This window comes from Prochlorococcus sp. MIT 1223, assembly GCF_034092465.1.
Classification (GTDB): domain Bacteria; phylum Cyanobacteriota; class Cyanobacteriia; order PCC-6307; family Cyanobiaceae; genus AG-402-N21.
In genome coordinates this window covers 1,335,662-1,350,996 of sequence record NZ_CP139303.1, presented here as the reverse complement: position 1 = coordinate 1,350,996, position 15,335 = coordinate 1,335,662, and the positions used below count along the sequence as shown (strand labels likewise).

14 protein-coding genes and 1 tRNA gene are annotated in these 15,335 nt (G+C 35.9%); 5 read left to right on the top strand and 10 right to left on the bottom strand.

Features of this window, described 5'->3' with window-relative positions; translation table 11 throughout:
- Positions 1-5: 5 nt before the first annotated feature.
- The 6 genes from gshA to SOI85_RS07120 all read right to left on the bottom strand — a co-directional run bounded on the left by gshA (position 6) and on the right by SOI85_RS07120 (position 7,005).
- The gene (gene gshA / locus SOI85_RS07145; protein ID WP_320663711.1) at positions 6-1,139 is read right to left on the bottom strand and encodes a glutamate--cysteine ligase; all 1,134 of its coding nucleotides are present in this window, start codon (positions 1,137-1,139) and stop codon (positions 6-8) included.
- The gene (locus SOI85_RS07140; RefSeq protein ID WP_320663710.1) at positions 1,136-2,662 is read right to left on the bottom strand and encodes an anthranilate synthase component I family protein; all 1,527 of its coding nucleotides are present in this window, start codon (positions 2,660-2,662) and stop codon (positions 1,136-1,138) included. The genes gshA and SOI85_RS07140 overlap by 4 nt, the downstream gene beginning before the upstream one ends.
- A 64-nt stretch (positions 2,663-2,726) precedes the next feature.
- Positions 2,727-3,152, bottom strand: coding sequence for a photosystem I reaction center subunit II (locus SOI85_RS07135; RefSeq protein ID WP_320663709.1), 426 nt, complete (start codon positions 3,150-3,152; stop codon positions 2,727-2,729).
- A gap of 129 nt (positions 3,153-3,281) precedes the next feature.
- Positions 3,282-4,652, bottom strand: a complete 1,371-nt coding sequence (locus tag SOI85_RS07130) for a sensor histidine kinase (RefSeq protein ID WP_320663708.1) — start codon at positions 4,650-4,652, stop codon at positions 3,282-3,284.
- The gene (gene rodA, locus SOI85_RS07125) at positions 4,649-5,920 is read right to left on the bottom strand and encodes a rod shape-determining protein RodA (protein WP_320663707.1); all 1,272 of its coding nucleotides are present in this window, start codon (positions 5,918-5,920) and stop codon (positions 4,649-4,651) included. Before rodA ends, SOI85_RS07130 begins: the two co-directional genes overlap by 4 nt.
- 8 nt (positions 5,921-5,928) lie before the next feature.
- On the bottom strand, positions 5,929-7,005 hold the full coding sequence (locus SOI85_RS07120) for an Mrp/NBP35 family ATP-binding protein (protein ID WP_320665156.1): 1,077 nt from the start codon (positions 7,003-7,005) through the stop codon (positions 5,929-5,931).
- Between the two features lie 73 nt (positions 7,006-7,078).
- On the opposite strand from SOI85_RS07120, the gene hemF reads away from it, so the two are divergent.
- The gene (gene hemF / locus SOI85_RS07115; RefSeq protein ID WP_320663706.1) at positions 7,079-8,125 is read left to right on the top strand and encodes an oxygen-dependent coproporphyrinogen oxidase; all 1,047 of its coding nucleotides are present in this window, start codon (positions 7,079-7,081) and stop codon (positions 8,123-8,125) included.
- Positions 8,126-8,222: 97 nt separating this feature from the next.
- On the opposite strand, the gene SOI85_RS07110 is transcribed toward hemF, so the two are convergent.
- Positions 8,223-8,774, bottom strand: a complete 552-nt coding sequence (locus tag SOI85_RS07110; protein WP_320665155.1) for a cofactor assembly of complex C subunit B — start codon at positions 8,772-8,774, stop codon at positions 8,223-8,225.
- Between the two features lie 213 nt (positions 8,775-8,987).
- On the opposite strand from SOI85_RS07110, the gene SOI85_RS07105 reads away from it, so the two are divergent.
- On the top strand, positions 8,988-9,632 hold the full coding sequence (locus tag SOI85_RS07105; RefSeq protein ID WP_320663705.1) for a ribonuclease D: 645 nt from the start codon (positions 8,988-8,990) through the stop codon (positions 9,630-9,632).
- A gap of 20 nt (positions 9,633-9,652) precedes the next feature.
- Here SOI85_RS07105 and SOI85_RS07100 read toward each other — a convergent pair whose 3' ends face one another.
- Together SOI85_RS07100 and SOI85_RS07095 are read right to left on the bottom strand one after the other, a co-directional pair.
- Positions 9,653-9,922, bottom strand: a complete 270-nt coding sequence (locus SOI85_RS07100) for a hypothetical protein (protein WP_320663704.1) — start codon at positions 9,920-9,922, stop codon at positions 9,653-9,655.
- A gap of 51 nt (positions 9,923-9,973) precedes the next feature.
- Positions 9,974-11,281 (bottom strand): lipid-A-disaccharide synthase-related protein, encoded by a 1,308-nt coding sequence (locus tag SOI85_RS07095; protein WP_320665154.1) that lies wholly within the window; start codon positions 11,279-11,281, stop codon positions 9,974-9,976.
- Here SOI85_RS07095 and SOI85_RS07090 point away from each other — a divergent pair.
- The 3 genes from SOI85_RS07090 (at position 11,246) to SOI85_RS07080 (ending at position 14,332) form a co-directional block, all read left to right on the top strand.
- A tRNA-Cys gene (locus SOI85_RS07090) sits at positions 11,246-11,316 on the top strand. The genes SOI85_RS07095 and SOI85_RS07090 overlap by 36 nt on opposite strands.
- Positions 11,317-12,125: 809 nt before the next feature.
- Positions 12,126-13,499, top strand: coding sequence for an MBL fold metallo-hydrolase (locus tag SOI85_RS07085; RefSeq protein ID WP_320663703.1), 1,374 nt, complete (start codon positions 12,126-12,128; stop codon positions 13,497-13,499).
- Between the two features lie 401 nt (positions 13,500-13,900).
- The gene (locus SOI85_RS07080) at positions 13,901-14,332 is read left to right on the top strand and encodes a hypothetical protein (RefSeq protein WP_320663702.1); all 432 of its coding nucleotides are present in this window, start codon (positions 13,901-13,903) and stop codon (positions 14,330-14,332) included.
- Between the two features lie 238 nt (positions 14,333-14,570).
- Here SOI85_RS07080 and SOI85_RS07075 read toward each other — a convergent pair whose 3' ends face one another.
- A complete protein-coding gene (locus tag SOI85_RS07075) occupies positions 14,571-15,194 on the bottom strand; it encodes a histidine phosphotransferase (protein ID WP_320663701.1) in 624 nt (207 codons plus the stop codon).
- Positions 15,195-15,335: the final 141 nt, after the last annotated feature.

The window sequence follows — 15,335 nt, the reverse complement described above, 5'->3', positions numbered from 1 at the left end:
TATTTTCAAGATATATCTTGATGTGTAGTGGATTCTTCTTGCTCCATACTTGAGATGCTTTGTTGAATTAATGCCTCAATCGATTCACCATGTGAATATCTATCTAACCATTGAATAGCCTGATTACCATTATTTAAAACATGTTGTATGGGCTTAAGAGTTTCTATCATGTCCATCTCCATAGCTAATGGTGAAACACTTTCTAACAACTCCTCAATCCAATCTCTACATTTTATCGATTTCCCATCCACCCAATGGTTAAGGGTTGAATCAATACTAGTTTTTGCAGCAGCAATATCGTTCAAATCGCTTAGAAGAGCAAGTTCATTCACATTAAGGTTACTTACCTCCAGTGGATCTAGTTGTTCTACTCCATGAATCAGAGTCAAAATTCTTAACTCTATTAATGCTGTTACGGCCAAAAGCAAATCACAGTCTGTTATCAAGTCGCAAATACGTATTTCTAATCGATTCAAATCATGAGGTCTTCTATCACCATTAGGCCTCACTGAACTCCAGAAATGTCTTTCATTCCACATGATGCCCTTATCTAGCTGGGTTTTAAACCAACTCACATAATGGTCATGATTAACAAAAAGAGGTACTTGTTTAGGGGTTTTTGGAAACTGTATCCATCTCTGCGAGTGCACCCCAGTAGAACGTCCATCCAAGAATGGGGAGCTTGCGCTCAAAGCTAAAAACAAAGCACTTTCACAACGAATTAGTCGCAAAGCTGCAAATAGAATGGATGAATCCTCGATTCCTAAATTGATATGAACACTACTTGTAACAACGTCTGTTCCATACGTATTTTCAATTAGCTCGTGATATGGGTTTAAAGGATCAGAGCGTTCAAAATAATTACTATTTCCAAGGCTCAAAGTACTCCCAGGCAAAATCGTAAGATTTCTTTGTGCTAACCATTTTCTTAATTTTCTTCTAGGAGACAAAAGCGCTTCTCTTAATACCGAATATTGTCTTTCTGGAGAGGTAATAAATTCCAAATTGCGTTGATCAGGCTCTATAACAAATTCCGATAGATCTTCCGTAACAGATGCGGCAACTCCCACATTTTTCCCGGTAAAAGAACCTGTAAAAAGCTCTACTTCAAAACCTTTTAATAAGAAACGCATATTCATTTACTATCTTGATTGAGACAGGCAACCGCAGATAACATTCCCTTGGCTTTATTTAAGGTCTCCTGAAATTCATTAGTTGGAATTGAATCTGCAACTACTCCTGCTCCAGCCTGTACTTGCACATTCCAACCACCTTTACCATTAGGTACCACAATCATTGTTCTGATTGTAATTGCTGTATTCAAAGCTCCATTGAGATCCATAGATCCATAAACTCCTGAATAAGGACCTCTTCTCTCTGTCTCAAGTTGATTAATCAATTGCATAGCTCTTATCTTTGGCGCTCCACTCACTGTTCCAGCAGGGAAAGCCGCCATCAGTAAATCCCAAACATCTTTATCAGCATCCAGTAAACCTTTAACCTCGCTAACGATATGCATAACGTGTGAATATCTTTCTATAACCATGAGCTCATCAACGGAAACAGTGCCTGATTGACATACACGACCTAAATCATTACGTCCTAAATCAACTAACATTACATGTTCAGCTCTTTCCTTCGGATCGGATAACAGCTCTCTTTCAAGCATTAGATCTTCAATCTCTGTAGTTCCTCTAGGACGAGTTCCAGCAATTGGTCTAAGACTAACTTCAATACCATCTTGAGATGGCTCTGCTTTCACCATTACCTCAGGGCTTGAACCTATTAATTGCCAATCACCAAAATCAAAGAACGCCATAAAAGGTGAAGGGTTCACCATCCTTAAACTTCGATACAAATCAAATGGATTTTCAGAAACTGTTGCATTAAATTTTTGACTAATTACTAATTGAAAGATATCACCCTTTGCAATAAATTCTTTAACAGTTTTAACTGTTTTCTCAAATTTAGATTTCGTCCAATTCCTTTTAGTATAAGGTAAATTTTCTCTATTTAATTTCCAATTCAAATTATTAATATTAGCATTAGCAAGTGGAGTACACATCAAATCTTTGAGATTATTTATTCTTTGAAGAGCAATTTCATATGCTTCTTCTGGTTCAGAATGATTAGTTAAATCTCCATATGCAATAGCTGTGATAAATCTTTTGACTTGATCAAATATCAAGACTCTATCCATAAACATCCATATTCCATCTGGCAAATCATTTTCAGAAGATTGATACACAGGGACAGAAGGTTCAATCCAATGAATTAATTCATACCCCCACATTCCATAAAGTTGGCCTATAGGAGGAACACCTGACAAAGGTTCTGATTTGTATGGTGCAAGCCATTCCCTCAAGGATTCGAATGGATTACCGGTTGAAGTTTCACATCTCCCATCACGCCATTTTCTAGTTAATTGGTCTCCTCTTACAGTTGCAACCCATAAAGGGTCAGTAGCAACAACACTCCATCTACCAAGAGTTTCTCCTCCTTCTACAGATTCGAGCAAAACGCCTGGGGGGTTTCCATTTCCCACTTTTAACCACGTTGAAAGTGGGGTCTCTAAGTCAGCTGGCCAACTTTGTGAAAGAGGAATAAAGCTTGCCCCTTGGGCAGCAGATTTCAAAAATTTTGCTCTGTTTGAGCTGTCCATGACTGCATCATCGCAGCCAATAAGATAAAATCAGATGCTGCAAAAAACTAAATATATAGATTGATCAAGCGTCGTAGGTCTTTTTACCGCTGAATTTAAGCTTTGAGGGATCAGGGTTTTCACCAATTCTCCTTGGATTATGATTTACAGAGACCCTTCCCTCATTAACTTTTTCAGGAAATACTCCATCTTTTGGATGAAGAAATTCAACATCACCACCTGGATAAATTCTATAAATCTTGAAATCCTCAATCCGAGGCTTAAATGATCTTAACTGCGTGCCTAAAGCTAAACATTGCTCTTTTCTGGCAAAATACATTAAGTTTGCACCTTCATTCATTAGCGCTGCACCACCAGTAGGCAACTCAAAAGCCTGATCCTTTTTACTTGACCAGGTAATCGCATATTTTTCCTCTTGCTCTGCTGCATTAAGAAGACCACCTGTGCTTCCTATGCTTTGAGGAATTTTGCCTGTTAAACCTTCAGTCATAGCTAATCTGGGGAATCAACTTTCACTATTCATTAGTTGAAAGTAGCACTTAAAATTGTGATTTTTAGTACCTAAGCTCAATAACCTTCACACGCGTCAACAATCGCAAGCACGAAAAGACTATTAATTTTAATTTGCTACAGGGAAAAATACGGTCAATCCCTTTTCACGTCTATCAGTAGCTATCCCGCCCAAACTTGCTAAGAGCCTCTGAGTTGCGGCCTGGCTTAGTTGCAAGCTCCCAGTACTAGGGTTCCAACTAACAACGGGTCCTAGATCAGCATTAGTTTGATTTTTATCCATACCCTTTAATTGAATATTAGCGGACTTACAAATTATCTGTAATTTCAAACGATGACCAGCAGGACTAAGCTCTAGAATTAAACTTCCACCAGACTTTAATCCTCTGGAATTTCTGTCTATTAACCCCCCCAACATTAATTCCAATTGCTCTGAATCACTTAAAACTTGAGGTAAGTCTGGTGCAATTTCTAGCTTAAGTTCAAGACCTCTTCTTTCCAGTTGCTTAGACCAAACTGGGTACATAATCTCTATCATATTTCCCAAATCAGTTCTTGCTAACCCAGCATGTGATGATTGATTTCGCTCAAGTTCTGCGGCTTTAAAGATTAATCCAAACCGATCAATTTGCTCATTGCATTCAGAATCAATTTGCTTTAATCGCGTTAGAACTTCATTGGTAATATCATTTCTACGGAGCAAAGAACGAACTAGGGTTCTTATTGTTGCAAGAGGAGTTCTTACCTCATGAGTAATTGCTTCTAAAAGAGATATTTGGCCCTGATTAATATTAGAGATATTCTCTAAGTTAGACCTGTCTGGCAGTGTTTGAATATTCAGACTAGGAGCAAATCCAGCAAGCTTTTCTGAAACAAGAGGCCAAAAAACCCTATCTAAATCATTACTAATATCAATTGGTCTAATTGATTGCAAAGCTTTCCTCAGATCTAAGGACTCTGGAAAATCTTCTTCTTCTAGTCTTAAAGAAATCATCTTAAGAACATCTTGAACAGTATCTTTATCATTTCTCATTAACAAATTACGTTCGCCACTCTGTCCTTGCAAAGCCAATAAAACTTGAACTTCAGAAGTAATAATTATCAATAATGGATCATTCCCATCTTCTAATCGCAAAGGTAATCGTTTAAAGCTACTTGAATCTTTCAATGCTTGATTATTAAATGATCTAGATCTTGTAGGAGGTAAAAGACCTATATTTGTAAAGCGTGAGGTCTCTAAACCCTCAGGGGACCAAACCCAACCTTTCATAGATTCAAGTAACTTTGGCTCATATAAAGCAGGCAAAGGAGAAGCTAGCCAAATCCCTCCTTTTACATCAATCTTAGATAAAATTTCATCCTGCAAAGTGTCTAAAGCGGCCCACCAAAGTCTTCTAACAGTAGTCTCATCAAGCTTTCCAACAGGCACATCTAGTGCCATTCGCTCTTGAATTGATTTGATTGTATTTGAATTAATCACAAGCTTTTGCTTAATGAAAGACTCCGACGAGCCACAGAAATACACAATCCAATAGAAATGAAATTAACTATTAATGCAGTTCTCCCATAACTCATAAAAGGAAGAGGTATTCCAGTAACTGGGCCTAATCCAATATTCATAAAAACATTGACAATCACCTGAAACATAAACATAGAAGCAATGCCAACGACCACAAGAGATTCAAAGTCTGTACGAGCAGTTCTTGCTATTGCCAATAACCTAAGTATCAATAAAGAAAACGAAACTACTACAAAAATGGTACCCAAAAAACCTGTCTCTTCTCCTAATGCGCTAAAAATGAAATCAGTATGTTGCTCGGGAATAAAGTTTAATCTGGTTAATTGACCTTGTAACAAACCAGTCCCTAATAGATGTCCTGACCCAATCCCTATTTGACTCTGGATCAAATGATAGCCTCCGCCAAGAGGATCTTTTCCAGGATCCAAAAATAAGGTCAATCTATCTTTTTGATAGTCCTGCAGAGCATATGTCCATAACCAAGGAGTCATCCAAGCTATAGCTATCTGGCTCAGCATCACTAATAAAGAAATGAGTCTTTTCTTAGGTAAAGATCTATAAGCTAAAAATCCTAAAAATGGTATCCATAGAAAAAGAATTATTTTAAAGACTCCTGAAAAGATTGCTGTAAAGATACCTGACAAGAAAATCAATCCCCATTCAAATGGCATACCTGACCAATACATCATCACTAGTAAGACAGCACCAAAAACTAATGAAGTCCCTAAGTCTGGCTGAATGAAAACTAATATCCAAGGAATAAAAATAACAAGCAATGGCTTAATTAATTTGCTGGGATTATCAAACTCATTGCGATCAAGAATTCCAGCAAGTACAAGTATCGAAGTTAATTTCGCAATTTCGGAAGGTTGAATATTAATTCCTCCTATACTTAGCCATCTTTGTGCTCCAAAGGCTTCCGTACCGAAAAGCAATACTGCAATCAGACTTAAAATGGTTAAAAAGTATATTGGCGATAAATACTTACGAATTAGATCAACCGGCGATTGGGCAACAAAAAAAGCAATGGCAATTCCAATCAAACCAGTGATTAAGTGAGGATTCCAATTAGATAATTCAACTTGGCGTTGAATGCTAGCAATCAATATACCCCCCAGTAAAAATAATATAGAAGGGATAATCCACAAAATAAAATTAAAGTCTTTAAAGCTTTTATTAGGTCTCTTACGTCGTAAAAATGAATTTCTTGTGATAATTAAATTCTTCATTTTTGCAACTAATTTTTAGTCTTAATTAATTGATTAATAATTAGTCGGGACAATCTTTTAAATTCTGTAGCAGTTATAGAATCAGGCGCAATATTTACTAGAGGCATGGTTTTGTTCCCATTTTGCAAGATAGGCATTTCCATAGGTATCTGAGATAGCAACGGAACATCATTTTCACTTGCCAATTGTTGACCACCACCAGCTCCAAATAATTCATATCTTTTATTTGAATTATCTGGGGGGATAAATGCAGTCATATTCTCAATCACGCCTAAAACTGGTACGTTCATTTTTTTAAACATTGCCAATCCTCGTCTGGAATCTTCTAACGCAACTCTCTGAGGAGTAGTAACAATTAAAACTCCTGCCATAGGGACCGATTGAGCCAAGGACAACTGTGCATCTCCAGTACCAGGAGGTAAATCAACAACTAAAAAATCTTTATTACCCCAATTTGTTTGATAAAGAAACTGTCGAATAATTCCATTAAGCATTGGCCCTCGCCAAATGACTGGTTGATCTTCATCAATAAGTAATCCCATCGACACCATTGAAATTCCACAAGTATCTATTGGTGTGATTTTTTGATTAGCTCCTTCTCCTGAAACTTCAGGTGAAACATCACCTATCCCAAGCATTGTTGGAGTATTAGGCCCATAAATATCTGCATCAAGTAAACCTACTTTGAATCCCTGTTGAGCAATTGAACAAGCAAGGTTTACAGCCACAGTGGTTTTACCAACTCCACCTTTCCCACTACTAACTGCAATAATTTTTTTTATCCCTCTAATAGGCTGTAAAGAAGTTATTTCACCATGACCTGCATTGCCAATGGAGGGATTAGTTACATTTGCTAACTCGATTTGAATATCACTAACGTCATCAAATTTGAGCAATAACTGCTTAATTTCTTTTGCAATTCGGTCCCGTTGCTTTTGGGCAAAATCTGGAAGACTAAGGCGCAAAACTACTCGTGGCAAATTGACTCTTACCTCTCCAACCCAATTAAGGGCAACAACTGATTTGCCACTTCCAGAATCCTCAATGCTTTTTAAGACTTTTAAAACGTCATCAGCAGTTGTCATAGTTAGCAATAGATGTCGGAGAGGCTGAGTAAGCAATCTCTTGAGATAGCCTCAAGAAAGAAATAGAGTCATTTTGTCTAGATCAACTGAAAGAATTTCATCACCTCCTCTCAATTCTAGAGAAAGAGCAAAAGCACTTGTGCTATCCCTGCAAGATGAAATTTGTACAGGACTTGAGAGTCTTGATGGAGAAGGAAAGTTCCACGAAGAAACATGGGATAGACCTGAAGGGGGTGGAGGTAGATCGAGAGTCATGACTGAAGGGAAAGTCTTTGAACAAGGAGGTGTGAATTTCTCTGAGGTTAGAGGGCAAGAATTACCACCATCAATTACCAATCAAAGACCCGAAGCCAAAGGACACCCTTGGTTTGCCACAGGCACTTCAATGGTTCTCCATCCTAGAAATCCATACATTCCAACTGTCCATCTAAATTACCGCTATTTCGAAGCAGGTCCAGTTTGGTGGTTTGGAGGAGGAGCTGATTTAACTCCTTATTATCCATATTTACAGGATGCGCAACATTTTCATCAAGTCCATAAAGACGCATGTGATTCAGTCAATACGTCTCTTCATAGTGTTTTCAAGCCTTGGTGTGACGAATACTTTTTTCTCAAACACAGAAATGAAACAAGAGGAATAGGAGGTATCTTTTATGACTACCAAGATGGAGGAGGTACTATTTACAAAGGACAAAATATTAACGGCAAAGCATCAAAAAAATCCCAGAGCATAGGAGAGTGCAAATTAACTTGGGAAGAACTTTTTTCTTTAGCCAAATCATGTGGCAAAGCATTCTTACCTGCATACGAGACAATTATCCAAAAAAGAAAGAATCAAAGCTATACAGATCGTGAGAGACAATTTCAACTTTATAGAAGAGGACGATATGTAGAGTTCAATTTAGTTTGGGATAGAGGAACAATTTTTGGCTTACAAACTAATGGAAGAACAGAATCAATACTAATGTCATTACCACCTCTTGCTCGTTGGGAATATGGGTTCAAAGCTGAAGAAAATAGTAGAGAAGAACTTCTTACTAAACTATTTACAAAACCGCAAGAATGGTTTACTGATAAATCACTTTTAGAAAAATGCGAACCTTTTGATGCTGTTAATTAAATTTGATTTTCTAGGTTAAGTATTTTATTTCAAGTTAAATATATAAACCTGTATTTTCTAAACCGATAAGTTATTTAGATAAGAAGAATATTAAGGACTAGATAGGCGAAGATAACAAAGTCCCATCACTCTTCAACTTAAGGCTTTTTGCTAAATCCAACTCCATAGCTATCAGTTCATCTCGATGAGCTCGCAGTCTTAAGATGCTTCCATTCTTTTCATTCATTAATCTCAATTCCAAAGACTCAACTCTCGCAGATCTAGACCTATAAATAATCCCTGCAGCTGGAGCACCAAATACTGCAAGCATTAGTGGCCAATAACCTAGTACAGGAAATAATTGGGATAGGACTAAACCCAAGCAACTAGCTCCTACCCCTCCCAGAAACGATAAAAAAATAGCCAAACCCGTACTTGAAGAGACTTTCCCATTAAATCTAAGTACTTTCCTACTGATGTCTCCTCCATCATTCTTCCAGCCTCTAGCATTGAGCCAAATAGTAATCCCATCAAGCACTTCTAATGGTGGCAAGGGAGAAGAAATATCAATTACCGTTGTTCTATCTTTGCTAGCTGCTCTAAGAAAGAAAACCAATCCTATAGCTAACAAAATGGTTAACAATAAGATAGAAGAGAATGCATATTGCATCTCAAAAAATAATTTAATTCGTTCAATCAATTTACTAAGCCTTAAAAAATACAAATTGGGTTTCTATTAAAAATTTATTTGATAGTGTCAAGTTAATTAAAATTTAAACATTAAAGTTCACTTTCAATAATATCCTAACAATAAATTTTTGGACTACATATGAATCGATATTCTACATCTATAGATCTCTTTCAAAATAATCTTTCTTAAGCCATGTCTATCTCTCTAACGAATCCGGCTAGTTTCATCGTCTTGGATGAAGATCTTGATGAGAAAACCCTCATAAGATTTTCTAGCTCATCAGCAGTTGCAATTGACACTGAAGCAATGGGATTAATTCATGGTCGTGATCGACTGTGCTTAGTTCAAATTTGTGACCCAAATGATAATGTTGCTTGCATACGCATTCGCTTAGGACAAAGTAATGCTCCAAAATTAAAATCCTTATTAGAAAATAAGGATATAGAAAAAGTTTTTCATTTTGCTCGATTTGATGTTGCAGCACTCGCAGCAAATCTAAACATAAAAGTAAATCCGATTTTTTGCACAAAAGTGGCAAGCAAAATAGGTAGAACATATAGCCCAAGACATGGTCTAAAAGAAGTTGTTATGGAACTTGTAGGGGTAGAGCTTGATAAACAAGCTCAAAGTAGTGATTGGGGAAAAAGTGACGAGTTATCGGAAAAACAATTGATTTATGCAGCAAATGACGTTCGTTTTCTTTTGGCTGCAAAAATTAAACTCCAGGACATGCTCCAAAGAGAAGGGAGATGGGGTCTAGCAAAGAGCTGTTTCTCTTGTATACCTACTCTTTCTGAGCTTGACAGATTTAAATTTGCAAATACTTTCGAGCATTAATTGAATTCACTAACTTTAAATTAATCTTCAATCATAAAGTTTTCATCTTGAGCCAGTGCTTTTAACAAAATATCTAAATTAGTGGAGGGATCTTCTGCCTTACTTTGTCTATCAGAAATAGCTATTTTAAGTAATTTCTCTGCCATTATTTTTCTATCTTGCAAACTCTTTTTGCCTGTACTTGCTAAAGCAAGCTCAACTTTTCTTTTGGCAGCAGCGAGACTAATACTTAAGCAAGATGCTAATTCCGCGCAAATTTTTAGATATGAATGATCATCAATTTTTGGCATATCTAATATTCCTGAAAAAGTAAAGATAATGCACTAACTCTAAATGACTAACTAGCTCAAAAGCATTTTAGATATTAAAAAAGCCAAAGATTTACTTCCACCAGGTAAGCCCATCCTTTGTTCTCCAATAAGACCCAATTGCTTCCTAAATTGTTCGTCTTTTAGAAGCAATTCGACTCGTTCAGCAAAGAGTTTTGGATTCTCACAAGGCAGAACTGACCCACCAAGCAATCTACTTTGCCTACTCGCAAAGCCATACTTGAACTGAGGACCTTTACCTGGAAGTGAAAGGCACGGGATCCTTAGTCCTACTAGTTGCTCTGTAGCCGTGCCAGCATTAGCTAAACCAAGTTCGCCCCATATAGCCCAATCACTAAAACATCCAGGTCCTAAAAAAATTCTTAAAGGACCCTTGTCCCAAGCAGATTTAGCATTTATATCTGCGCAATAATCCAACGATCTAGAATAACCAGCAAAATTTAAATGTTCTTCAATAAGTTCTACTGATGGGTCTTGACCAAGTGTGACAAAAACTGCAAGAGAATCTTTGGTCCTAACAAGCTCAAGAGAATTAATAATCCGCTTGAAGTTTTTTAAAGCTTCTGGCATGCGACTACCGCAAAGCAAAATCAATCGCCTGTATTGCTTCAAGCAATCAGGACAAGGTTCTTTCGAAAAGCCATCCATCATTGGATTACCAGGGGCACTAGCACAAACCCCATGTTTTCTTAGTCCTTGAGCAGTTATTTCATCTCTAACAGTGACAAATCTGCAGCGAGAAGATCTCATTAACGCATATTCCCAAGGATCCCATTCTGAGCCTTTTAAGCGATGGTAAAAATCACTAGGTTTTCTCCCAAAAGCATTTGTCCAAATGTAATCACTTTTTGGAGTTCCAATGAATCCAAAAGGAGCGCCACTAGACCAAGCCAAAAGAAGAGGGAGTAGATCGCCAACTGAGACAATTAATCTTCCATTTCTAGCTGCCCAATTTATATAACGCCAATCATTCCACAAATTCACTAATAATCCAGACAAAAGATCAGCAAACAATCCACGCAAACTTTGATTACTAAAGCCACCACTAGGCAAGGCTTGGGATCGCCCTTTTTGGACTAACCAACCTTCTGAGATTGCACTTGCAAATGCCTTCCCTTCTCCTACTAAAGGAAGAATCTCAAAAGAATTATTTGGATGAAGTTGATAAAGTTTTTCTAAAACACGCAATGCAATAAGATCCTCACCATGTCCATTCGATATGAATAGAAATTTTTCATTAGATTGATTAATATGATTGACTGATACTGGATCATCAATTTCGTTGGCGGCATGGCCAAGTGGTAAGGCAGAGGATTGCAAATCCTTTATCCCCAGTTCGAATCTGGGTGCCGCCTTCTTACCTTTCTTCACTCCAATTCCTGTAATCAGTTGCAGGAACTCAATTATTAGATCTCTTTTTCTAATTCTTTTCGCCATAAATGGTTGTGGTACACAGGTGGTACACGGCTAGTACCATCGCCCTGTTTTCAGTATGCCGTCTGTGTTCCACCAAGTCATTACCTGCACTCTGGCTTGTTTCGATATACAGGATATTTGCATTTCTTATCTCGTTCGTTAGTCGTCTTCTCTGACCAGTCAGTTATTGGTGGATTTTCGTACGAGTTCAGACCTTAAATTATTGGTTACGAGCACGTAAGCACTTCACATTAGGGAACTGATCGTCAGGTTGATGTTTTAAAAGAAAACAAATTCCACAATTACTGGCAGATGTACCAAATGAAAGTCTCTCCTTTGATGATGATACTGAAAAGGTGAAGGCATTTGATTAGTTTCACAAATAAACAGACAAGTAACAATTAGTACGTGAGTTTAAGTCAATACAAAAGATAGTTAACAAAAAATAATTACTCCTCGTGTATATCTCTTATGGGGTGCTGGTGAGGTATATCAACAACTACTTACATTTTTGGAAAATAGCTCATGCAATAAGATGCTCTCTAATAAATATAATGGGCAATAAGGATATAGATAAAGTAATAAAGTTAATGAAGACCTTCAAAGAGATAGTAATCGGGAGAAATATTATTGATTTTTATACAATTTTTAAATCCATTGAAACAAGTCAAATTATACATTTTCCCGTTGAATAGAGTCATTTTATATAGTTTTTGATAGGGTATAATTTCAGTTAAACAGATTTAAGATGCGATTAAAGGAAAATATCGATGACTTCAAGATAAAGGTTTTAGGTGAATCTAGTTTTATTTTCTCACAAGGGGAGACAAAATTAATTACAGACCCTTGGTTTGGAGAATCAATCTATGGAGGCGCTTGGACTCAGTTTCCACCTCCTAGTATTAGTATTTCAGATCTAACAAATATCACTCATATTTTTATAAGTCATGTCCATTCAGATCATTGTTGCTTTCAATCAATAAAAAAAATATTAACTTATAGTCCTAATGCTAAATTTATTTTTTTAAATAGAGAAGAAGGGCGTTGTTTCCTCAAGAAGAAACTTTTAATTAAACTGGGTGAGTCGATTCAAGATAAGTTTTTAATACAGGATCCATATAAACAAGAATCAAATGGCACATTTAGAACATGGTGTATTCCGCCTGAGGATGATAGTCCAATAAATAAATTAGTAGATTCCTCTTTACTAATTGAATCAAAAGATGGTTTGATTTTATTTTCTAATGACAATATAGCTCATTCTAAGCATGCAAAATTTATTAATTCCTTAAATACTAAGTCTTTGCTAGCTTTAATTCCATTTTCAGGTGGAAGTGGTTATCCATCAAGTTATCTAAACTTATCCCATGAAGAGAAACTAAATATAGCAAAAGCCATTAGAAATAACTATGAGGATCAGGCTATTTCTTTTTTAAATCAATCAAATTTTGAGTATTTCATGCCAGTAGCTGGTAATCATATTATCGTTGGCAAATCAATGGATTGGCATAAAACAACGAGCTTCTTATTGAACCCATATAAAACACTTTCATATAGTTCTAAAAAAGTTTTGTCGTCAAAAGGTATATATTTCGAACCCGGTAATGTGATTGATATAAATGAAACTTTTTTTGATAAAGATAATATAGAAGATTTATCTATTGATTTTGAGTTTAGGAAATCACATTTTATAGAATCATTCTCTTCCAGGATAGCCCTTGATATAAAGCATAAAAATTTCACAACACCTTCAACTAAGTTTATAGAAGATTACTTTAATTCTATTGGTGAAAAACTTACAACATTGCTTCAAAATAAAAATGATAAGAATTCATACCCAGAATATGATCAGATTTTTATTGTTAATTCAGGTAGTAAAATAATTTTAATAAATTTTGATGGGTTTGAAATAATAGATTTTACAGGGAATGATTTTTTTAGATATATAGATGATTCAGATATAAAATATTGGCTTTCAATTAGAATAGAACCAATCATACTTCAGGAAATCTCAAAACGTGTTTTCCATATTAATGAAGCAGATGGGAGTGGACTTTTTGATTTCAAAAGGAATGGAGATTACTACCCAGAGCTTTATATTTCGTTTTTTGATAGCTTTTAACTTAGGTATTCTAAAAATTACTTTCTATCAAGAAGAAAATAATGTTATTTGAATATACTAAGACAATATATTTCCTATGTCTTTGCTGATAAATTATGACTAATATAAAAACTTAAAAGTCTCTAGAGATAAATCAAGTGGATGGTCATAAGAAATGGGCGCCCTCATCGAGCAGCGCCCTACTGGACAAACTTGTGTGAGGAGTGTCCATTAACTTCATAATGCCTCCACTAGCCTTAAGTCATTAGGTAGAAACACTCGTTAACATAATCAGCAAAATTTGAATTCCTGATTGGATCTTAAATATGGAAAATTAATAATTTCATTACAACGATGAATATATGTATAGTGGCAATCATTATTTTAAGTATAGTAATTACAAGTTAATTTAATTATTTTTTGTGTCGGAATCAATTGAATTCAGCAATTTTTTCAAGCTTCTTGATGGAATAAAAGAAGGAGATGAAACCAATAACGACTTAATTAACAAAATAATCAGTGAATACAAAGACCCTGATCAACCAAAAAGCTTCTTAGACGAACTTGGCAAAAGGTTTATACATATAGGCTTTACAGAACTGTATGAATACAGTGAAAATAAAGATCTTAAATATATAAGTAATATAAACAAAGATAAATGGGAAGAACTTGCAGAGAAAAATGATCTTGCATTGCCTCAATACCTAGCTAATGCAATGATTACATTCGTAAGAGAACAAAAAATGTCAAAAGAAATGGCAACTAAGTGGCAAGTCCGAGAAAGAGAAATCAATAAGCATGTAAGACCTATGGCTCAATATATAACTGAAGGGATAATAGACTTTTTAGAGTAAAGATAGTAATAATCTATCCCTATAAAACTAATATTCGTTATCAGCGACGCACATACCTTTACATCTAATTCCATTTTCTTTCGTCCTGAGACAATGTATACAGAGAATTTTATTATTTTTTAATGAGAAAAAATCTTTTTTATCTTCACATTCAAATTCGTTACTATCTTTAATCAAAGCTTCCATATCAATAAATATCTATCATTAAAAATGTTGTGCCATTTATAAAAGTTATTAATTACGAATCAGGACTTACTACTACTGGCATCCCATTTTGAGAAGGAGATGGAAGATCAATAATTTTTTCAGGAATAGAGCTCGAGGAAGTTTTATCTTTAAGAACATCTTCATTTATTGCTTTTTCATCTTGAGCACAAGCTTCTAGAGCCTCTCGTAATAAAGAGTCAAAAGTAGCACCTGGTAAACGATGTCGAGCAACTTCTAAAAACGTTAATGGTAAAGATTCAGAAGCAGCATCTTTCAATGCAGGATTATTTCTACGATGCTCTTGTTCGTCTTGGATAGCACTTATAAATCTCTGGGTCACCTCATGCTTAGTTGTTGCTTTGATTAAGGTGTCATTATCTCGAAAACCATTACTAGTTTCCTGTTGCAAATCTTGTATACGCCTCTCAAGACTTTCTAGAACCTCTTCAACTTCTTTAGAGATATGGGCTAATTGGCCATCAGAAAGATTAGGCAATTCAGCAACATATACCTTGCCATGATCTCTCAGTGTCAAGAATGTTGGCCTAGGCCCTTGACGCATTGAATCTGATTCACCCCCTAGAGGTCTTCTTGGAGGTGTTGGTCCTGCAGAGCTTCTCCTACGGGTTAGCCGCTGTTGATTTTCAAAAGGCATTGCACTAATTCGAGATCTAACTACGCAGCTTCCGAAAAAATATTCGGCTTGCTTTTAGATGATTTTAGGATATTAATCCTAAGAATATATCAATAGACTAATTACTGTTTAACTCCGATGCAAAGTGAAGTTCAAACCTTA